This is a genomic window from Colwellia sp. MB02u-9, assembly GCF_014077085.1.
Lineage (GTDB): Bacteria > Pseudomonadota > Gammaproteobacteria > Enterobacterales > Alteromonadaceae > Cognaticolwellia.
Genome location: NZ_JACGVF010000096.1, coordinates 98549 through 120560, shown reverse-complemented (window position 1 = coordinate 120560; position 22012 = coordinate 98549). Strand labels below are relative to the sequence as shown.

At 40.1% G+C, this 22012-nt stretch carries 18 protein-coding genes and 1 tRNA gene; 12 read left to right on the top strand and 7 right to left on the bottom strand.

Annotated elements, in window-relative coordinates:
- Positions 1-236: 236 nt before the first annotated feature.
- From H4J65_RS12905 to folB, 4 genes are all read right to left on the bottom strand, one after another.
- Complete coding sequence (locus H4J65_RS12905) at positions 237-1391, bottom strand: acyl-CoA dehydrogenase family protein (protein WP_182198444.1); 1155 nt, start codon at positions 1389-1391, stop codon at positions 237-239.
- Positions 1392-1608: 217 nt separating this feature from the next.
- The gene (locus H4J65_RS12900; protein WP_182135596.1) at positions 1609-2409 is read right to left on the bottom strand and encodes an undecaprenyl-diphosphate phosphatase; all 801 of its coding nucleotides are present in this window, start codon (positions 2407-2409) and stop codon (positions 1609-1611) included.
- 25 nt (positions 2410-2434) lie between these two features.
- Positions 2435-2929 carry a 2-amino-4-hydroxy-6-hydroxymethyldihydropteridine diphosphokinase gene (gene folK, locus H4J65_RS12895; protein WP_182198443.1) on the bottom strand — a complete coding sequence of 165 codons (495 nt, stop codon included), beginning with the start codon at positions 2927-2929 and terminating at the stop codon, positions 2435-2437.
- Positions 2929-3300: a dihydroneopterin aldolase gene (gene folB / locus H4J65_RS12890; protein ID WP_182198442.1), complete on the bottom strand. Its 372-nt coding sequence runs from the start codon at positions 3298-3300 to the stop codon at positions 2929-2931. The genes folK and folB overlap by 1 nt, the downstream gene beginning before the upstream one ends.
- Before the next feature lie 248 nt (positions 3301-3548).
- Between folB and plsY the strand changes: the two genes are divergently transcribed.
- The gene (plsY, locus tag H4J65_RS12885) at positions 3549-4121 is read left to right on the top strand and encodes a glycerol-3-phosphate 1-O-acyltransferase PlsY (RefSeq protein ID WP_182198441.1); all 573 of its coding nucleotides are present in this window, start codon (positions 3549-3551) and stop codon (positions 4119-4121) included.
- A gap of 35 nt (positions 4122-4156) precedes the next feature.
- On the opposite strand, the gene tsaD is transcribed toward plsY, so the two are convergent.
- Positions 4157-5206 (bottom strand): tRNA (adenosine(37)-N6)-threonylcarbamoyltransferase complex transferase subunit TsaD, encoded by a 1050-nt coding sequence (gene tsaD / locus H4J65_RS12880; RefSeq protein ID WP_182135592.1) that lies wholly within the window; start codon positions 5204-5206, stop codon positions 4157-4159.
- 419 nt (positions 5207-5625) lie between these two features.
- Here tsaD and rpsU point away from each other — a divergent pair, with 419 nt between their 5' ends.
- The 8 genes from rpsU (at position 5626) to H4J65_RS12840 (ending at position 14434) form a co-directional block, all read left to right on the top strand.
- Positions 5626-5841, top strand: coding sequence for a 30S ribosomal protein S21 (rpsU, locus tag H4J65_RS12875; RefSeq protein WP_011045067.1), 216 nt, complete (start codon positions 5626-5628; stop codon positions 5839-5841).
- A 53-nt stretch (positions 5842-5894) separates the two neighbouring features.
- Entirely contained in the window at positions 5895-6341 is a 447-nt protein-coding gene (locus H4J65_RS12870; protein ID WP_182135591.1) for a GatB/YqeY domain-containing protein, read from the top strand.
- A 151-nt stretch (positions 6342-6492) separates the two neighbouring features.
- Positions 6493-8250, top strand: a complete 1758-nt coding sequence (gene dnaG, locus H4J65_RS12865; protein WP_182183774.1) for a DNA primase — start codon at positions 6493-6495, stop codon at positions 8248-8250.
- Between the two features lie 132 nt (positions 8251-8382).
- Positions 8383-10218, top strand: coding sequence for an RNA polymerase sigma factor RpoD (gene rpoD, locus H4J65_RS12860; RefSeq protein ID WP_182135589.1), 1836 nt, complete (start codon positions 8383-8385; stop codon positions 10216-10218).
- Positions 10219-10729: 511 nt separating this feature from the next.
- Positions 10730-10806, top strand: a tRNA-Ile gene (locus tag H4J65_RS12855).
- Positions 10807-11318: 512 nt separating this feature from the next.
- Positions 11319-12185, top strand: a complete 867-nt coding sequence (locus H4J65_RS12850) for a putative selenate ABC transporter substrate-binding protein (protein ID WP_182198440.1) — start codon at positions 11319-11321, stop codon at positions 12183-12185.
- Complete coding sequence (locus tag H4J65_RS12845) at positions 12185-12895, top strand: ATP-binding cassette domain-containing protein (RefSeq protein ID WP_182198439.1); 711 nt, start codon at positions 12185-12187, stop codon at positions 12893-12895. Before H4J65_RS12850 ends, H4J65_RS12845 begins: the two co-directional genes overlap by 1 nt.
- Before the next feature lie 9 nt (positions 12896-12904).
- Positions 12905-14434 carry an ABC transporter permease gene (locus tag H4J65_RS12840; RefSeq protein ID WP_182198438.1) on the top strand — a complete coding sequence of 510 codons (1530 nt, stop codon included), beginning with the start codon at positions 12905-12907 and terminating at the stop codon, positions 14432-14434.
- Between the two features lie 331 nt (positions 14435-14765).
- Here H4J65_RS12840 and H4J65_RS12835 read toward each other — a convergent pair whose 3' ends face one another.
- Positions 14766-15194, bottom strand: coding sequence for an organic hydroperoxide resistance protein (locus tag H4J65_RS12835; protein WP_182198437.1), 429 nt, complete (start codon positions 15192-15194; stop codon positions 14766-14768).
- Positions 15195-15335: 141 nt separating this feature from the next.
- On the opposite strand from H4J65_RS12835, the gene H4J65_RS12830 reads away from it, so the two are divergent.
- Both H4J65_RS12830 and H4J65_RS12825 read left to right on the top strand, forming a co-directional pair.
- Positions 15336-15776 carry a MarR family winged helix-turn-helix transcriptional regulator gene (locus H4J65_RS12830; protein ID WP_182135994.1) on the top strand — a complete coding sequence of 147 codons (441 nt, stop codon included), beginning with the start codon at positions 15336-15338 and terminating at the stop codon, positions 15774-15776.
- Between the two features lie 316 nt (positions 15777-16092).
- Positions 16093-19053 carry an EAL domain-containing protein gene (locus H4J65_RS12825; RefSeq protein ID WP_182198436.1) on the top strand — a complete coding sequence of 987 codons (2961 nt, stop codon included), beginning with the start codon at positions 16093-16095 and terminating at the stop codon, positions 19051-19053.
- A 183-nt stretch (positions 19054-19236) separates the two neighbouring features.
- Here H4J65_RS12825 and H4J65_RS12820 read toward each other — a convergent pair whose 3' ends face one another.
- The gene (locus tag H4J65_RS12820; protein ID WP_182198435.1) at positions 19237-21108 is read right to left on the bottom strand and encodes a sigma-54-dependent Fis family transcriptional regulator; all 1872 of its coding nucleotides are present in this window, start codon (positions 21106-21108) and stop codon (positions 19237-19239) included.
- Positions 21109-21446: 338 nt separating this feature from the next.
- Between H4J65_RS12820 and cynS the strand changes: the two genes are divergently transcribed.
- Complete coding sequence (cynS, locus tag H4J65_RS12815) at positions 21447-21887, top strand: cyanase (protein WP_182135997.1); 441 nt, start codon at positions 21447-21449, stop codon at positions 21885-21887.
- The last annotated feature ends 125 nt before the right edge of the window (positions 21888-22012 follow it).

Here is a 22012-nt window from a genome sequence, read left to right as displayed (position 1 = left end):
GTTAGACACTAAATCTTAAAACACTAACCTTAGAACCCTAAGCCTTTAACGGCTAAGCTTTAAGGCTTCTATATGAGATTATTTATACTGCTGCACCCGCTATAATACCAACCGTTAAATAGCGTCAGCTTTGCTTTGCACATCCTGATCTAGTCTGTCTATTCACCTATAAAATAAACATAAAAAAACGGACATCAGCAAAGCTCATCTCCGTTTTAAATCACTGATGTAAACACTTAGACTTTTTGCAATAATGCTCGAGCAATGATCACTTTTTGAATTTCACTGGTGCCTTCATAGATTGATGTTACACGCACATCGCGCGCCATACGCTCCAGTGGATATTCTCTAATATAACCGGCTCCACCCATAAGCTGTAAGGCGTCATAACATGCTTTATTAGCCTTTTCAGCGGCAAACAACTTAGCCATTGAAGCTGCCATACCAAAGGGTTGACCTTGATCTTTAGTATAAGCTGCTTGCATTAAGAGTAATCGCGCAGCTTCCATCTCGGTATAACGTTCTGCTAACGTCCACTGTAAGCCTTGAAAGTTTGACAGTGATTGACCAAACTGTTTACGTTCAACAATATGAGCTTTAGCATAATCAAGTGCAGCAAGGCCAATACCTAAGGCTAATGACCCGATACCGATACGACCACCAGCCAACTCACCAACCGCAACACCAAAGCCTTTATTTTCAGCGCCCATCATGGCTGATGCTGGCACACGACAACGGTCAAAATGCACTTCATTGGTTGGTGACGCTTTTTGACCCATTTTTTCTTCCGATTTACCTATGGTCATACCAGCAGTACCGGCTTCAACAATAAAGCACGAAATACCCTTACCTTTTTTTGCTGCTGGGTCGGTAACGGCCCAAACCACAAACACATCAGCAAATGAGCCACTGGTAATATAAATTTTACTACCGCTAATAAGATAGTCATCGCCGTCTTTAACGGCTTGTGTTTTCATCCCAGCGGGATCTGAGCCTGCCGCTGCTTCACTTAAACAAAAGCCACCCGCACGATACTCACCACTGCAAATTTTTGGCAAGTATTTACTTTTTTGTTCATCGTTGCCTACCGCTTGAATTACTTCGGCGACCATATTAGTCACTGAAGTTGTCACCGCCGTTGATGCACAAGCGCGCGCTAATTCGGTAATCGCCAAACTAAAAGCAACACTACCTGCTTCAACGCCACCATATTCAGCTTTAATATTTAGGCCCATAAAACCGAGGGCATTGAGTTGCGCTAAATTTTTTAAAAATAAACTTTGATCTCTTGTTTCATCAAGCTGTGCGGCTACAGGTGCTAATTCACTATTGGCAAATTTTCGGGCCATATCTTGAATCATTATTTGTTCTTCAGTTAGAGACAAATCCATCAAACTTCTCACTTTTTTATTGGCTGAATATCTATCACTATATTAATCGCTAAAACTTATTAGCAACATTAAAAAGTACAATGGGCATTAGTACGACTGATAGTGATAAAGTAATACCAAAAGCGCTAGCAAACTACCCTTTTGGTATTTAAAAAATACATGTATATATGAAAAATGCGCTAAAGTGCATTTTCATAAGTTGAATATATTATAACCATTATCCGGCAACAAACCAAAGCAGACCAGCACCAAGCACTAAGCGATAAATCACAAATGGCATCATACCGAACTTACCCACTAAAATAAGAAAGTAGTGAATACAGGCATAAGCACTAACAAACGCTAACACACTGCCTAAGCCCATGGCTGACCAATCTACCGCGCCAGCTTCCAAAATTAACTTCAACGTTAAATAACTGCCCGCCATGGCAATGGCTGGAATCGACAATAAAAAAGAAAAACGCGCGGCATTTTCTCTGCTTAACCCTAACATCAGCCCGATAGTCATGGTAATACCAGAACGCGATGTGCCCGGTATTAACGCGATAGCCTGTGCCAAGCCGATTAACATGGCACCTTTAAAACCTAAATTTTCAATGCTTTTATTTTGTTTAGCTTTAATATCAGCAAAGCCAAGCAAAAAACCAAATAATAGTGTGGTGGCGGCAATAACAAGTGCACTGCGTAAATGCTCTTCAATAAAGTCTTTACCGAGTAAACCAAATAAACCGGCGGGGATGGTGGCAAAAATAATCCACCAAGCTAATTTACCATCAAAATTATTTCGCTCACCTTTTAAAGTGGCAAACCAAGCCACAGCCATGCAGCCCACTTCTTTTCGAAAATAAAGCACGACTGCCAGTAAACTGCCAACATGCACAGCAACGTCGAACGCTAAGCCTTGATCTTTCCAGCCGAAAACTACTGAGGGTAAGATTAAATGTGCTGAACTAGAAATAGGTAAAAATTCAGTTAAACCTTGAATTAACGCTAAAATAAAAACTTCAATTGTGCTCATTGGGGTTATATTTCCTTATTTTTTCTTATTTTTTTGGCCAAATAAAAGTCACTGTTTTTAACTTTTGTTGGCTTTTATCATATTGTTGCCATAACTCGTCATAGCACTGGCCAATAATCGGGTGGACCAAATGCCCTGCAACTTCAGCTAACGGGCATAATACAAAAGCATTTTTGCTAATTTCATCACGCGGTATTTGCGCTGGAGAATCAGCAATAATGTCATCATAAAGTAATAAATCTAAATCTAATGTTCGCGGACTAAATTTTTTGGCATCTTGGTTTCTACCGTGCGCAAACTCTATTTCGCGCAGTATTGCCGCCACTTCAGCCAAAGTAAGCTCAGTACTTGCTCTAGCCACCATATTGTAAAAAGCTTTACCGGCAAAGCCGACAGCCTCACTTTCAAATAATGAAGATAAGCTAAGCGAGCCAAATACATCAGTTAAAGCATGCAAGCCTTGTTCAATATAATGTTGACGATTTATGTTACTACCTAGCGAAATATAAATTTCAGCCATTACAATGCTTGGCCTGACAACGGTTCGCCACGTTCTATTTCAACAGCTACCGTAGTCGCATTATGCACCGCTGTTGGTTTCATTACTTTTAGGCGCAGCCAAGGAATTTTATATTCAGCAATTAGAAAGCCAGCAATACGCTCGGCAAGCGTTTCAATTAAATCTACCGGATTAGCGTTGGCAAACTCAACAATTGCTTCAGAAATTGTTGCGTAATCAAGTGTTTTAGCTAATTCGTCATTTTCTGCAGCTTGCGCCGTATTCCAGCCCATCACTAAATCAACAACAAGTGTTTGCTTTATTTCTTTTTCCCACTGGAAGAAACCGATGGTTGTTTGAAAGGTTAACCCTTCAATATAGACTTTATCCACACTAAAACCCTTACATGGCTTGGCAGTATTTAGCCATTGCATTATCGAGATAAAAATCGAGATAAAACCCGCAATCGCCATAACATACTTTAGAAAATAAATGGCGAGTTTACCTGTGCAGGTCTAGAAAAACTAGTAAACATCGCGCTACAATGTCAAAAAGCTAAAAAGAATAAATTTTTTTATAACTTTGCTAACACCTGTTTTAGAAGGAGCTTAGTATCAGTAGTTTACTTGTAACGTTTTTAATGGTGATTATGGCTTACTTAGTAGGTTCAATTTCGAGTGCCATTTTACTTTGCAAATTACTGCACTTACCAGACCCCCGCTCAGCAGGTTCAAAAAATCCAGGTGCGACAAATGTCTTACGTATAAGTAATAAATTTGTTGCGGTGTCTGTGCTGATTTTCGACATACTTAAAGGCATATTACCGGTTTGGGGTGGTTATTTCTTAGGCTTAGAACCCTTGTATCTCGGTATGATTGCTCTCGCCGCTTGTTTAGGCCACATGTATCCGATATTTTTTAATTTCAAGGGCGGTAAAGCGGTTGCTACTGCATTTGGTGTGCTACTACCTATTGGTTTGGACTTAGGCGGGCTACTTATTTTAACCTGGTTATTGGTCGCTAAAGTTAGTCGCTATTCGAGTTTGGCCGCCATTGTTACCCTATCAATAGCGCCATTGTATACTTGGTTATTAAAGCCCATTTATGTCTACCCTGTATTGATGTTATCAGCGCTGATCATATTTAGACATAAAGACAATATAGTTAGGCTACTACAGGGCAAAGAAAGCAAAATATCTTTTACCAAGAAGTAGCCTTTATTACCGGTTTAAATCGCAAACCTACAAGCTTAAATCGGCTCTAAGGTGTCTAAGGGCCAACGTGGCGTTGCCTTAAAGGTTAAGTCGGTATCAACACCAGCTTTTAGGCGTTGTAAACCCGCGTAAGCAATCATAGCGCCGTTATCAGTACAAAACTCAGGCCTAGGATAGAAAACTTCCCCGCCTAACTTTTTGGTTATTTCTGCTAATTCTTCTCTTAACGCCGTATTGGCACTAACACCACCCGCAATAACTAAACGATTTAAATTGCACTGTTTTAATGCCCGTTTACATTTAATGGCTAGCGTATCAACAACGGCTTCTTGAAAGGCATAAGCGATATCAGCTTGCATTTGTGCTTTTTGCTCAGGTGTTAATTCTGCTTTTTCTTCTTTTCGAATGGTAACAGCGGCTGAGGTTTTCAAACCGCTGAAACTAAAGTTTAGCCCAGGTTTATCTGTCATAGGTCTTGGAAATTTATAACGACCTTTTCGACCACTTTCCGCCATTTTCGCTAATACGGGTCCGCCAGGGTAATCAAGCCCTAGTAATTTAGCTGTTTTATCAAAAGCTTCACCTGCGGCATCATCAACAGATTCACCTAATAATTCATAATGACCGATACCATCAACACGCACCAACATGGTATGGCCACCAGACACTAATAAAGCGACGAAGGGAAAGTCAGGTACATTCTCTTCTAGCATTGGCGCTAGTAAATGTCCTTCCATATGGTGCACGGGCACAGCAGGCAAGTTCCAGCCGTAAGCTAAACTACGACCAATTGAACAACCAACAAGTAAGGCGCCCACTAAGCCTGGTCCAGCCGTATAAGCAACACCGTCTAAATCAGCAGGGGTTAAATTAGCTTCAGCTAGGACTTCTTTTATTAAGGGAATAGTTTTGCGGACATGATCACGTGATGCCAGCTCAGGCACTACCCCACCATAATCAGCATGAACGGCGATTTGACTATATAACTTATGTGCAACTATACCCGCGGGTAAATTGCCTTGCCCATCATCATAAATCGCAATACCGGTTTCATCACAAGAGGTTTCAATACCTAAAATTCGCATAATTTTTCTTTACCTAGCCCTGTTGCATCAATAGTGAATTCGACTATTCACTTGTATATAAGGTGCAGCCGTTATTTGGTTGCTGATTTTACCTATGCCCTAGGCAACTTTCAATTTATAGCGCATAAAGATAGCCAAAAAATTTAAAACCCCCATTTAGCCTTTAAAATTTATGACAAAGAAACCGAGTGAGCAATTTTGTTAATATTACAGCAGCTATTTACACAGCGACTAGTATTAGTGTGTTCAGGCCGCTATTGAGCTAATAAATCCAGTGAAAAAATTAATTCCACTTTACATTACTATGGCCTTCGCATTAGAATACGTCACCAATTTTTAATAGAGTGGGTGAAGATGAGGCTATTTAGCTGAAATCAGACACCATTTAATATAGATTCCTAACTAAGGTAAAATAGTACATGCCAGTAATTAAAGTAAGAGAAAACGAACCATTTGACGTTGCATTACGTCGTTTTAAACGTTCATGTGAAAAAGCAGGTATCCTTTCAGAAGTTCGCCGTCGCGAGTCTTATGAAAAGCCGACTTGGGAACGTAAGCGTAAGAAAGCAGCCGCAGTAAAACGCGCAGCTAAAAAAGTTTCTCGTGAGAACGCTCGTCGCGTTCGCATGTACTAAGATACCTTAGTAAATCCTAAGTCAACTGAGTTAACTTAAGCGTAAATTAAATTATGAGTCTACTTAGTCAACTGCAAGATGAAATGAAAAATGCCATGCGTGCCAAAGACAAACTTCGTCTTGGCGTAATTCGTATGGCACTTTCTGCGATAAAGCTGGCAGAAATAGATCACAAAACAGAAGCAACTGATGAAAATGTCATTGCCTTGTTAACCAAAATGGTTAAACAGCGCAAAGAATCTATCAAAATGTTTACTGAAGGTGGTCGCGATGAACTAGCAGCTAAAGAAGCTGAAGAAGTTATCGCTATAGAATATTTTCTGCCGCAACCCTTATCTGCAGATGAAATTAACCAACTGATTACAGAAACAATTGCCGAAACCGGTGCAGCCTCAATGGCTGATATGGGTAAAGTCATGGCGGTATTAAAACCGCTAATGCAAGGTAAAGCTGACATGGGCGCAGTTAGTGGCCAAGTTAGAGTAATTTTAAACAGTTAGTTAAGCTTCCTTTTGAACTTCAATGTTCATGCTGAATATAAACCGCGATAGCTTAGGCCTCGCGGTTTTATTTTAACTAGAATATAAGAAGCTACTATTTTCCAAGTCTTATTGGTGTAAAATAGAGTTTTATCTGGATGTAATAGTGTTTATGGCTGGTATGATCCCTCGACAATTTATTGATGACTTATTGGCTCGAGCCGATATTGTTGAACTCATAGATTCTCGCGTACCATTAAAAAAAGCCGGTAAAAATTACCAGGCTTGTTGCCCTTTTCATACTGAAAAATCTCCCTCTTTTAGTGTTAGCCAAGATAAACAATTTTATCACTGCTTCGGTTGTGGTGAACATGGCAATGCCATTTCGTTTTTGATGGAATTTGACCGTTTAGAGTTTCCTGATGCAGTAGAAGAATTGGCTTCCCATTACAATATGGACGTGCCACGCGAACAAAACACGCGCTCACCTGCACAACAAAAACAAGATCAAAAAACCTACAGTCAAAAACAAGATGACTATGAATTAATGGCGCAAATTAGCCGTTTTTTTCAACAGCAATTAAAAGTGGCCACTGACAAAAATGTCGCGATTGACTATTTAAAAGGCCGAGGCTTAAGCGGTGAAATAGTTAAGCGTTTTGGTATAGGTTATATCAGTGATGCTTGGGACGGCATGATGAAAGTATTTGGCCGCAGCGGCCAAATAAATCAGCAGCTGGTTGATTTAGGCATGGCCGTTCAAGGCGATAAAAACAAACCTTACGACAGGTTTAGAGGCCGTATTCAATTTCCTATTCGCGATAAGCGTGGCCGAGTTATCGGCTTTGGCGGGCGGGTATTAAGTGATGGTACGCCCAAGTACCTCAACTCGCCAGAAACCCGAATTTACCATAAAGGCCATGAGTTATATGGCCTTTATGAAGCGAAACAGGCCATTAAGCAACTAACACGCTTAGTGGTGGTTGAAGGCTATATGGATGTAGTTGCACTTGCTCAACACGGTGTTGACTATGCGGTTGCCTCACTAGGTACGGCAACAACGCCTGAACAACTACAAACCCTATTTCGCACCGTTAAAGAAGTTATTTGTTGTTACGATGGAGACCGGGCTGGCCGTGATGCCGCATGGCGTGCTCTGGATAATGCCCTACCGTTAATTCAAGATGGTTATAGTCTCAAATTTGTTTTTTTACCTGATGGCGAAGACCCTGACTCGATGATCAGAGAGCAAGGCCAGGCGGCTTTTGAAAGCATATTAGATAATGCCACGCCATTGTCACAATTTTTGTTTGAGCATTTGCTAAACCAAATCGACATGAGCTCTCCCGAAGGAAAAGGTGCTGCTGTCAGTGCTTTTCAGCCTTATTTAGCCAAACTACCTGACAGTAATCTTAAAGACGCCATTGTCACTAAATTAGCAAATCAATTTGGTGCAAGTAACGAAATGCAACTAAAAAAATTACATAAGAGCTTTGCTAACGTCGCTGAAAATAAAGCTAAAGCTAAGCGGCCTAAAATTACCCCAGTAAGACTCGCTATTGCATTACTACTTGAGCATCCCCATATAGTAGAGATACTACCAGACTCGGCAATTTTAAATGAGTTAAATATGCCAGGTATACCTTTGCTAAATACGTTACTAGCATTGTGTAAGCAAAACCCAAAGGTAAATAGTGCACAATTAATTGAGCATTTTAGAGGCCAGGAAGCCGGAAAACAACTAACAAAGCTGCTGTGTTTAGAACATCATGTTGAAGCAGAAAATGCTGAAAGCATGTTTTTAGATTTAATTGAAAACTTTTTAAATGTTTTTATTGAACAACGCACAGAGCAATTATTAGAAAAAGAACGTAGTATCGGCTTAACCTTAACCGAAAAGCAAGAATTGCACGGTTTACTAAGCGCATAGAATAATATCGTTTAAGTTATATTTAAAATAAACAGAAGCGCAGTTTACCGCTGGTAATTTAGTAATTATTTCGCTATAATTTCCGGCTAACTGTTGTAATTTTGATAGCCATAAATAGGTGGACACTCGTCAATGGATCAAGCCCCTCAATCTAGACTTAAAGAGTTAATAGTAAAAGGTAAAGAGCAAGGTTATTTAACTTTTGCACAAGTTAACGATCATTTACCTCAGGATATTATCGATTCAGATCAAGTTGAAGACATCATTCGAATGATTAACGACATGGGTATTCAGGTGTTTGAAAACGCTCCTGATAACGACACGTTAATGATGAGTGAAGCGAATACTGATGAAGATGCTGCTGAAGCTGCTGCGCAAGCGCTTGCGACTGTTGAAAGTGAAATTGGTCGTACTACAGATCCCGTTCGCATGTACATGCGTGAAATGGGTACGGTAGAGCTACTGACGCGTAAAGGCGAAATTGTTATCGCCAAACGCATCGAAGAAGGTATCAAAGAAGTACAACGTTCTGTTTCTGAATACCCGCCAGCAATTAATTACTTGCTTGATCAATGGGATAATTTTGAAGCTGAAGAAGTACGTCTAAGCGATATTATCGTTGGATTTTTAGACCCTGATGCCCAAGACGAAGAAATTCCAGCCGCGGCAACTCATATCGGATCAGAGCTTTCTAAAGAAGAGTTAGCTAACGAAGATAAATCTGATGAGGACGATGAGGAAGAAGAAGATACTGGCCCTTGTCCTGAAGAAGCCCGTGAAAAGTTTACTGCTTTGCGCACAGCCTACGAGCTTGCTAACAAAGTTATTAAAACTAAAGGCCGAGGCCATACTGATGCACAAGCAGCAATTGATGCATTAGCTGAAGTATTTAAAGAATTTAGAATCGTACCCAAAGTATTTGACCGCCTAGTGAAAAACATGCGCAGTGTTGTGGACCGTTTACGTGTTCAAGAACGCTTAATCATGAAACACTGTGTGGTTGGTGCCGGTATGCCAAAAACTACTTTCATCAAAATATTTCCGGGTAACGAAACCTCAAAAAATTGGTTTGAAGAACAAAAAGCAGCGGGCCTACCTCACTCAAAGAGAATGGCTGACATCGAACTAGATGTTGAACGCTGCATATACAAACTGAACATGCTAGAAGAAGAGACTTATCTCAATGTTCACGGCATTAAAGACATTAACCGTCGTATGTCGATCGGCGAAGCGAAAGCTCGTCGTGCGAAAAAAGAAATGGTCGAAGCTAACTTACGTTTAGTTATCTCAATTGCGAAAAAATACACTAACCGTGGCTTACAATTCTTGGATTTAATTCAAGAAGGTAACATTGGTTTAATGAAAGCAGTTGATAAGTTTGAATATCGTCGTGGTTATAAGTTCTCAACTTATGCTACGTGGTGGATACGCCAAGCGATTACTCGTTCAATTGCCGATCAGGCGCGTACTATTCGTATTCCAGTGCACATGATTGAAACGATTAATAAACTTAACCGTATTTCACGTCAAATGTTACAAGAAATGGGTCGCGAACCAACACCTGAAGAATTAGCTGAACGCATGATTATGCCGGAAGATAAAATTCGTAAAGTGTTAAAAATCGCTAAAGAACCTATTTCAATGGAAACACCGATTGGTGATGATGAAGATTCTCACTTAGGTGACTTTATTGAAGACGGTAGCGGTGAATTACCTGTTGATTCTGCCACGGCTGAAAACTTAAAGCATGCGACACATGAAGTACTAGCGGGCCTAACGGCTCGTGAAGCAAAAGTGTTAAGAATGCGCTTTGGTATCGACATGAACACTGATCATACTTTAGAAGAAGTGGGTAAGCAGTTTGATGTAACACGTGAACGTATTCGTCAAATTGAAGCAAAAGCATTACGCAAATTGCGCCATCCTTCACGTTCTGAGCAATTGAAAAGTTTCTTAGACGGTGAGTAATATTTCTCCTCGAAATATATAAACATAAAATCCAGCTAATAGCTGGATTTTTTTTACCTAGTATTTACTGTAAACCCGAGACGCTAGTTTACATTCTATTTGCGCGCTGTTGCCTTAGTGATGCTAGTAGCTAGCAAACCATCATAATAGTATCTCTTAAACATATAAGACCTGTCATTGATGCTTACATAGATGTTAATGAGTAGAACAATGTAAATCATATTGTCGATCACATATTTTAGAGTAATAACTAGCTTAAGTGGATTACAAAAAACGCAAAAGTTTATTATATCCAGCATTTGTAGGCTCTCATTAATTAAACTGTTTACTATAAAGTAACCAATAAATTCCATCGAGTGATTACCGAAACAGCAAATCGCTCAACTATTGAACTATTAGACTTATTTATCAAATTTTTAACTTTATAAGGGTGACAACAAAATAAAAAATGCTTATACTGCTCGCCGCTTTCGATGAACCTTTAGCGCTTATCAAAGCAAAGTAGAATTATGGCCCCTTAGCTCAGTTGGTTAGAGCGTCCGACTCATAATCGGCAGGTCCCCTGTTCAAGTCAGGGAGGGGCCACCATTTTAACGATTTAAGACGCCTTGTAGCGTCTTTTTTTGTGCCTGAAAACCAATAAAATCTTACATAACTAGCCAGTTAGCGATTATTGACCATTAATAAGAACTTATAAAAACCAATATTTTTAGCAACACTCTCCGTAACACCAACCCAATATAATCAAATTCAGTGTTACTATGACCAGAGCCTAAACAGTAACCTATTGGTTGCCTATAATTAGCATCGCCAGGGTGAGGGGTAATTAAAGGTGGGTGTCTGTGTTAATTCTTTCATTAATGAATTTGTGCCAGAAAAATGATGGGTATATCTCCAGTTCCCCCCCCCTTTTTAACTTATTCAAATTATGTACTTATTATTTTAATCTAAGTGTAATGAAACCCTTCGCCTTATCATTAACAGGCATTATTATCGCTAAATAGTGTGTTAATTATTATTTTTAAGAGATAATGCGCGACTTAACACGCCCAACGTTATGACATAAAAATATTAATGAGACCCTAATTAACAGAGATATTATGAAAACACTGACCAAATTATTCGCACTGTGTGCCTTAACCCTAAGCCTTTTTGTAGGTGCCAACGCAAGTGCGGACACCTTTACTTTTACCGCTATTCCCGATGCAGATGAGTCTCAGCTGAGAACCCGCTTTGAGCAGGTTGCCCTCTACTTATCCAAGCAACTTGGCGTTGAGGTAAAATATGTGCCCGTTAAGTCTTACTCAGCCGCGGTAACCGCCTTTAGAAATAATCAGGTGCAGCTTGCTTGGTTTGGTGGTTTATCTGGGGTACAAGCCAGACGATTAGTGCCAGGCTCACAAGCGATTGCACAAGGTTATGAAGATCAGTTTTTTAAAAGCTACTTTATTGCCCACTACAGCACAGGCTTAGCACTGAGTGAGCGTTTTCCTGATATCACCGACAAAACCTTTACCTTTGGCTCAAAAGGTTCAACCTCAGGTCGCTTGATGCCGCAATATTATATCGAGCAGCACTTAAAGCAAAAACCACAACAAGCCTTTAAACGGGTGGGATTTTCGGGCGACCATAACCGTACTATTGTGCAAGTTCAATCAGGTACTTACCAAGTGGGTGCGGTAAATTATAAAGTGTGGGAAAGTGCCCTCGCCGCCGGTAAAGTAGACACTAATAAAGTCAATGTTATTTGGCAGAGCCCCACCTACCCTGATTACCAATGGACAATACGCGCTGATGTTGAAGCCAATTTTGGCACCGGCTTTGCTGACAAAGTGCAAGCCGCATTGCTTAATATGAATAGTCCTGAGCTTTTAAAAAGTTTTCCACGTTCTGCTTTTGTTAAAGCTGAAAACAAAGATTTTCAACCTGTGGAAGACGTAGCTAAACAAATAGGGCTTATCGATTAATGCTCAACCTTGCCAACCTAAACCTTCATTATGACAAAACTGCTGGCGCTAATTCCCGTAAAAAAACCGGTCAAAAAAAGCGCTCTACTCAGGTTATTTTTGATCTGAGCCTGACCATCAATGAAGGTGAAAAAGTTGCGATTATCGGTCCCTCTGGTGCGGGAAAATCTAGTCTGCTACACCATATTTATCAAGCGTTAACAACCCGTGCGGCCCTGTGTTCACAGCGCCAGGGCTTAGTGGATAATCTCAGCATCTATCACAATATATTTATGGGTGCTTTAGCTCGACACCACTGGTTATACAACTTGGTCAATTTAATTAGACCTTTCAAGCAAGATTTATACGATATTGCAGCACTGTGTCAGCAGTTAGAATTAGACCAACCCTTAACAAAGAAAGTGGATCAACTCTCGGGTGGGCAAAGACAACGAGTCGCCTTAGCCAGAGCTTTGTATCAACAACAAGATGTTTTTATTGGCGATGAACCCTTCTCAGCGCTAGATCCCTTAATGACATCAAGACTACTCAACACCGTATTAGCGCAGCACAACAGTGTCATTATGGTGATTCATGACAGAGCCTTAGCCATGAGCGCTTTTGACCGTGTTATCGCGTTAGATAAAGGTCGCTTGATACTCGATAGCCAACAGCAGAGTATCGACCAAGAGCAAATCACGGCGCTCTATCAAACTAGCGCAATCGCGTAAGCTGCTTTTATGTCGCAACCCAAGCAGCTGCAACCAATACCATCATTGAAAAACCTACAATATGCTTTAGGCTATTGGCAGAAAGTCACGTTATCAATTTGGTTTATTGCCCTGATTACTCTGCCTTTTGCTGATATAGAAATTGTTAATTTTGACCCTTTCCTCGAGTTAACTCGTATGGCAAATGGGTTAGTCACCCCTGATTTTTTCGCCACTGAATACTTATTACAAGCCATTATGCAAACCGTTAACTTTGCCATTATCGGCGTCTGTTTAGGCTTAGTACTGGGTGCTCCCCTCGCACTAATATACCAACACCCGTTAATATCCAGCTGCTGTGCTTTTTTGCGGGCCATTCATGAAATTTTTTGGGCACTGCTATTTTTACAAGTTTTTGGGCTGTCTCCCCTGACCGGAATTTTGGCCATTAGTATCCCATTTGCCGCCACTTTTGCCCGCGTGTTTCACGATATCATCAATCAATCGTCAGATAGCCCTTTAGAAAGTATTGATAGCCGTGCCGATATTATTAGCCGTTTCACATATGGTAAAATCGCCCAAGTTATGCCGCAACTGATGAGCTACACGCGCTACCGTTTTGAATGTGCCCTGCGCAGTAGCGCCGTACTCGGCTTTATCGGTATGCCCACGCTAGGTTTTTACATGGAAACGGCTTTTAGACAGGGAAACTATAGCGAGGGGGCCGCGTTATTAATGATATTTATTGCTCTTATTGGCACCATTCGTTACTGGTGCCCACCTAAGTTACTCGGAGTTTATCTGGTCATTGCCTGTGTGACACTGATAGATATTCCTCACATCGATAGCAGCTTACTGGTGCGTTTTATAACCCATGATATTTTACCTCCCGCCATAGCAAACGCGGCGACATTGGCTGAGGTACAATGGTCATCACTCACCGCTTGGTTTAGCGCTTTGTTGTCAGAGCAAGCTATTCCTGGGGCAATAGCCACCATTACCTTGGCGCTACTGGCCTTGGCAGCTACTCACTTTATTAGCTTAAGCGCCCATATGATGGCAAGTAAGCACCTATGGCCTGCCCCGCTAACATGGCTCGGCCGATTCAGCTTATTAATGGGTCGTTCAGTGCCTGAATATATCTTAGCCTTTATCTTTTTAATGCTGCTTGGCCCATCAATGTTACCTGCTATTATTGCTTTAGCGATACATAATGGCTGTGTTATCGCTTATTTGGTGGTAAAACAAAGTAACGCTATTGCGCCCCAAGAAATGCAGATAAGTAAGCTAAATCAATTTAACTACCACATCATGCCAACTATCTATCCCAGTATGATGGCTTTGATGTTTTATCGCTTTGAGATCATAGTGCGAGAAACCGCCGTGTTTGGTATTTTAGGCATTATGACTTTGGGGTTTTATATCGACAGTAATTTCAGTGAAATACGCTATAGTAATGCACTCATTCTTATCATCTGTACAGCCCTGCTTAATGTAGCCATTGATATTATCTCAAGACGACTACTCAAATTTGAGCAAACCAGCCAAGCAAGCTGCTAAGTATGGCTGCTTTGCTCGCCAACTTCGGAAAAACCCTGCTTTTATTTGTCCGTGAACAAGCCGCAAATAAAAATGGCAGCACCATGAGTTTTGTCAATATTAAGCCTGTGGTGTTGTAAAATGAAAAGGCCGTTAGCCGGTAAATATCATATGAAAATGGCAACTTAACCTTAAATATCCCATAACAGCATTTCTTTGCATAAGACGGCTACATGAGCGCTGTTTAGTTTAAAATAATAGAATAGCTTGATTAAGCTATTCTATTACAGGCACAAAAAAGCACGCTCTTGCTGTTGGCAATGCGCGCTTTTATATCAACTTATGTGGCATATTAAATAATTGAAAGTTCCACTGCAATATTGCCACGAGTCGCATTTGAATAAGGACATACTTGATGCGCTTTATCTACCATGATTTGTGCTTGTGCTTTATCCATATCGCCTAATGATATTGCTAGCTTAACCCCGATACCAAAACCACCGTCAATAGCACCAATAGACACTTCTGAATTAATATAAGTTTCGTTTGGTAAACTGGTTTTTTCTTCACCCGCGACAAATTTAAGTGCGCCAATAAAACAAGCTGCATAGCCTGCAGCAAATAATTGCTCAGGGTTTGTACCTTGTCCGTCATCACCACCTAAACCTTTAGGCGTAGATAATGCAAGCTCTAAACGGCCATCGTCAGATTTTGCTATACCTTCACGACCACCGGTTGCAGTTGCTTTTGCTGTGTAAGCAATATTTTCTAATACGTTCATAGTTAACTCCAAGTGATAATAATTTAAATTTAGTTTGTGTGCAAAATAATATATCAAACAAATACTGATTGCAAATACTTTGTGTGCAAATTAAAATATCACCTAAAATATCACCTAAAATATCACTTCAAGGAGCAACTTATGTCATTTGAACAATTAACGCTCAAAAATCAGCTGTGTCATCGTTTATATATGGCCTCAAACAGCATTGTTCGTGCTTATCGTGAACCACTAATGAAGCTTAATATTACCTACCCACAATATGTGGTTATGATGGCATTGTGGGAACAAGACAAAATAACCATTGCAGCGCTGGTAGAAAAAACCGTGATTGATGGTGGTGCGATGACACAAATTTTAAAGAAAATGGCTGACAAAGGCTTGTTAGAAATAATTAAAGACCAGCACGACAAGCGCAAGCGTCTTGTTGAACTAACGCAAGATGGCCAGGCCTTGAAAATAAAGGCGGTAAACATTCCTAATGAAATAAGCTGTAAGTTCAATAGTATCGACAGCATGCAAGCAAATCAGCTAATGCAATTACTCGATTTGGTGGTGAATGATCTAGCCGAAAAGTCCTAAACCAAGATCTTTAGCGCATGAGTTTTTAACGTAAACTAACACTAAATTAGCAAAACTAGATTGGCCATAACGTTAATATAATCGGCTCAAAAGTCAGCCTCACTACAAAGTTAAGCTTAATGCTGTCATCAATAAATCTGCTCATTATTAATTGATACAGACAATACAAGATGAGAGTTAACTGAAAAAATGCCTATGTCCATAATAGAAAAAGCCTACAGGTCAAGCTTTCAATGCTGCTTGAAACTTAGTGTGGATAGGCTATATTAAAATGCAATACGTCTAATTTTCATTAAGTTTTTGAGGCTTGATAGCAATGAATCCCGACTATAATGTTGTAACTGTTGAAGCACTGATTACAGCTTATGATCCTATATTAGTTTGTCTATCCATCCTCATTGCTATCTTGTCATCATTCAGTGCTTTTGGCATGGTCGAGCGAAATACTTCCACCCGCCAAAGCAGTCAAAAAATAGCTTGGAATTTATTCGCTGCTTTAGTGATGACCATAGGTATTTGGGCCATGAGTTTTATTAGCATGTTAGCGTTAAAGCCCGCAATGCCCGTTAGCTATGATGTACCCACAATAATCTTGTCTGTTCTGCCTGTAATTTGTGCTTGTAGCATTGTTCTGTGGTTGATAACACAGCAAGCCTTTAACTATTTCCGACTATTAGTCGCTGGATTGTTGTTGGGTTCAGCTATCAGCCTGATGCACTATATAAACCTAGCCACCATCAGCTCAAACACCCTGATGTTTCATGACGCTGGTTTAGTTTATCTTGCCAGCTTTATTGCTGTGGTATTGGCCATAGTGGCACTGAAAATACAGTATCAAGCTATTCACCAAAGCCAATACAAATTTATAACTAAAAAGCACATAGTGAGTGCGGTAGTTATGGGCTTAGCTTTCTCTGCTATGCACTATAGCGCGATGACAGCGCTGCAGTTTATTCCACAAACCACCGATAAAGTCATTGATGGCGTTGCTCTAAACACATTAGCCTTAATGGTCACTGTGATGATATTGCTACTAATGCTCCCCACGATTATCATTCCGTATTTACTAAAATACAAGCAGCTAATTAATACAGTGAACCAAGATGCAGAACGTCTCAATGCCATGATGGATACATCACAGGATGCATTAATTCAGATGAATGCCAAAGGCGATATTGTTGGCTGGAGCGCTCAAGCACAAGATGTCTTTGGTTGGACAAGTAAGCAAACTGTAGGACAGGAGCTGGCAAACCTAATTATTCCAATACCATTGCGTGCTGCACATAAAAAGGGCTTGGAGCATTTTATGGCCACGGGTGAAGGGCCTATTCTAAATAAAATAATTGAGGTTGAAGCATTACATCAAGACGGACATAATCTTCCTATTGAGTTAACGATTTCTTTTATTAAGCTAGCCGATGGTTTTGAGTTTAATGCGCTTGTTCGAAATATCAGCCAACGTAAACAAGCCGAAAAAGCACTCATTATTGCCAACGAAAAACTGGCTTTTCAAAATCAAGAAAAAGATAAGCGCACCGCTCAATTAATACGTGCCAACCAAGAAATAGATAAACGCGCCAATGAACTAACCCTTGCCGCGAGTGTATTCACCCACGCCCTAGAAGGTATTGTGATTACCGATGCGGAAAATAGGGTTATTGATGTTAACAAAAAATTTACTGCCATTGCCGGTTACTCCCGTGAGGAGGTCGTTGGCCAAGCCCCCATTTTCTTTCAAACAGACCGTCATCCACCTGAGTTTTATAGTGCGCTGTGGCAAGTTATTAAATCTTCTGGCCAGTGGGCTGGTGAAATATTGAGTCGTCGCAAAAATGGTGAAAAATATGTTGCCGGCATCACCATCAGTGCCGTAAAAGATACCGTTGGCAAAGTCAGCCATTATGTTGCCCTCTTTAGTGATATTACGCTGCAAAGATATCATCAATATCAATTAGAGCAGATGGCCCATTACGATACTTTAACTAAGCTACCTAACCGTGCATTACTTGCCGACCGACTAAATCAAACCATGTTGCAATGCCAGCGTCATCATCATTCACTCGCGGTTATCTTTATGGATTTAGATGGCTTTAAAGAGGTTAATGATATCTATGGCCACGCTATCGGGGATGAACTACTTATTATCGTCTCTGGACGTATGAGTGATGCCTTACGTGAGGTGGATACACTTGCACGCCTGGGTGGTGATGAATTTGTTGCCGTATTAAGTGATTTAGTTAACGCTGAAGATTACAAAATGGCATTAGAGCGCTTATTACGTGCAGCGTCAGAGCCTATCACTGTTGGTGATGTGGTGTTAAAGGTGTCAGTTAGCATAGGTGTTACGCTCTACCCTCAAGATGATGCCGATGCCGACATACTTATCCGTCATGCCGACCAAGCCATGTATATGGCGAAAAAGGCGGGTAAAAATTGTTATCACTTGTTTGATAGCGCCCTCGATAACGCCGTTAATCTCAAACAGGAAAACATCAGTCATATCAGTTCAGCACTTAATAAACATGAGTTTGTTTTGTACTATCAACCGAAAGTGAATATGTCTACCGGTGAAGTAGTAGGCGTAGAAGCATTAATCCGCTGGCTACATCCTGTCCGCGGTTTAGTGCCGCCATTAGATTTTTTACCGCTAATAGAAAACCACACCATGAGTCTCGATATAGGTGAATGGGTTATCGATACCGCGCTGAGCCAAATAAGCCAATGGCAAAGTATAGGCATTACTTTACCGATTAGCGTCAACATTAGTGCTTATCAACTCCAGCAAGCTGATTTTGTTGAACGCTTGGCGACATTATTAGCGGCACACTCTGATGTGTCAGCTCATTTGTTAGAATTAGAGATATTAGAAACCAGTGCCTTTAGTGACATCAACTACATTATAGCGACCATGAAATCTTGTATTGGCCTGGGTGTGCAGTTTGCCCTAGATGATTTTGGTACTGGATATTCCTCTCTAACCTACCTCAGACGCCTACCCGCCAACCTGATTAAAATAGACCAGACTTTTATACGCGACATGCTCACTGACGCAGATGACTTAGCCATTGTTTTGGCTGTGGTAAGTTTGGCGAAAGCCTTCCAGCTTGAGGTGATTGCTGAAGGAGTAGAAACTGTTGAGCATGGCACGGCTTTATTACAATTGGGTTGTAATAAAGCCCAAGGTTACGGCATCGCAAGGCCGATGCCCGCCAGTGACATTCCAACCTGGCTGAGCAGTTGGCAGCCTTATCAAGCTTGGCTTGGCTACCTTAAATAATATGATGCAAGTATTATAAGTACTCTGGCAGCCACAAGGTGGTAAAGCATCTCAGGTCTACATAGGATTAATTTAACGCAAAATAATCATAATATTGTTCTCAATCGTCAAGATAATAAAATGTGGTAACTGTCTAGTCCATAGTATTTTTATAACATCCAACAGCCACTAGCTATCACCTGATTAAGGAGTAAATTCCTGACGATTTAAGCCATATTTTTTTAACTTTGACGCCAATGTTGTCGGTTTTAAGCCTAATAGCTGAGCAGCACCCTTCTCACCATAAATTTTACCTTGGCAATGTTTTAACGCATTAGCCAAATTCGTTTTTTCAAGTGATTTTTGCTCCTCTACTCTCATCAACTGCGGAGCAACTTTAGGGTTAAATGATTCATGATTAAATACCGATTCATTAGCCAAAAACTCGAAGTTTATTTTATTACTTTTGGCTAAGATTATCTGACGTTCAATAATATTTTCCAGTTCTCTAATATTGCCGGGCCAAGGGTATCGAGTTAAATACTGCATTTGCGAAACTGACACTTGTGGTTTAGGTCGATTAAAGTTTAAACACACTTTATCAATAAAATGTGTTACTAAAAGCGGAATATCATCGCTACGCTCTCGTAATGCCGGTGAATGAATAGGAAATACATTGAGCCTAAAATATAAGTCTTCTCTAAATTTATTCTGCTGAACCAAGGTCTTTAATTTTTGATTAGTGGCTGAAATAACTCTGACATCAACATGTCTGGTTTTCGACTCTCCTACCCGCTCAAACTGCTGCTCTTGTAATACCCGCAGTAATTTCCCTTGCAGTTGTAAGGGAATCTCACCGACTTCATCTAAAAAAATAGTCGCGCCATCCGCCAGTTCAAAGCGTCCAACTCGGTCTGATATTGCGCCTGAAAAAGCGCCTTTTACATGACCAAAAAATTCACTTTCAAATAAGTCTGCCGGAATTGCCGCGCAATTAACTCTAATTAATGGCCGGGCTTTTCGTTCACTGACTTCATGAATCGCCCTCGCAATTAACTCTTTACCTGTACCTGATTCGCCAGTAATGATGACATTCGCATTAGTAGCTGCCACTAATTCTATTTGATTAACCATATGCTGCACCTGCATACTCTGACCAATGATCTGGTGATGATTAAAATCTGCATTTAATTCTTCAAGCAAATACGCATTATCCATTTCAAGGCGCTCTTTTAGTGTATCTACCTCTTTTAAAGCGTTTAACAATTTAGCTTGAATAGACTTTCTTTGTGTTATGTCTCGAAAAATAACTACGGCGCCGATTAATAAACCATTTTCAGTTACTGGGGTACTTTTATATTCTACCGCCACTGGCATACCACTTTTTGACCAGAACACTTCGTCATCAACACTGTGTACTTCTCCATCTTTAAAAGCAGCATAAATTGGGCATTTGTAAGCGTGGTAATGCTCGCCATTGGCATGCGAGTGATGAATCACGTCATGAATACTTTTCCCAACAAGTTCTGCTTTCCCCCAGCCTAATATTTGCTCGGCCGCTGCATTTACAAAGGTGGTATTCCCGTCAACATCTACGCCATATATGCCATCACCTACCGCACTGAGTAACAATTGATTTTGTCGCTCAATTTCTTCAAATACACTTTCGTTGGCATTCCAATGGACAATACCCGCTTTATATTTAGCTTGCGCTGTTGCTTGGTGGTAACGGGCATAAGTCACTTTGGCACTTTGACAAGAGAACAAAAGCTTATTATCTAAAGCGCTAGCCGTAATATCTAAATATATTTTTTCATTATTGATGGTGAGAAATAGATCGTTTGTCCACGCTTCGCCCTGCGCTAATATTTGTTGAGTAAAGTGAATTAACTTATCTAAACAGCCAGTAAAAAACTGCGTTACGCTAACCTTTGTTAACGTATTATTTTCTAACTCGACGTCGCTTTTGATAGCAAATAATACTGCAGCTTTGTGGTTTAACTGCAAAATTTTATTATTAAAAGGATCAATATATAACAGTGCGTTAGGTGCATTTAAAAATAAGTTCGCTTGCATAAAACATTCCTGATGACTTATCAACTAACCCCACCATTCAATTTCTAAGCCAAGCAACGATATTTCGTGACAAACAGCACGAAATATCGTTTATCACGAAAAACCGTTGCCTTGCACAGACCAGTAAAATAATTAATATAAATAAAAATCAGTGGTTTAATTAAATTTTAGCTATTGGCATAGTTTTCGCAATTGTTAATGTCAGTAGATAACAAGGTTAGTCGTTTGATGGTTAAATCAACGCGTAATTTAAGGTGCTTGCACTGTATTGAAAATAACGCACCAAGATTAAACAGCTAACTTAATCAAATAATATTTTTATATCTTAAGGAAGTCACATGAATAAGCTCGATGTAACTGAAGCAATATTTGCAATCAAAAATGAAAAAGAACTTAGTTGGCAGAATATTGCAGACGCTGTGGGTATGTCTATCGTTTGGACAACCTCCGCCTGTTTAGGCATGAACAGTTGGCCTGAAGTTGAAGCTGATAAAATCATTGAATTTTTAGCCTTACCTAAAGAAACAAAGCAAGCCCTAATGGCCTACCCAACCAAAGAGTGGGATAAGTCAGTACCACAAGATCCATTAATTTATCGTATCTACGAAGTGGTAGGCGTCTATGGCGATACCCTTAAAGAGGTTATTCAAGAAAAGTTTGGTGACGGCATCATGAGTGCTATCGACTTTTCTATGGAAGTAGAAAAAGAAGAAAATCCAAAAGGCGATAGAGTCATTTTAACCTTGAATGGTAAATTTTTACCCTATAAATCATGGTGATCTTATTTGGTGCGCCAAGCTAATTAAAGTTGTGCAACGCTGGCAAATAAAGCAAAAAAAACCAAATGAAAAATTATATATTAAATAAAAATCAATACGTTACATGACTGGCATTCAACTTGCTT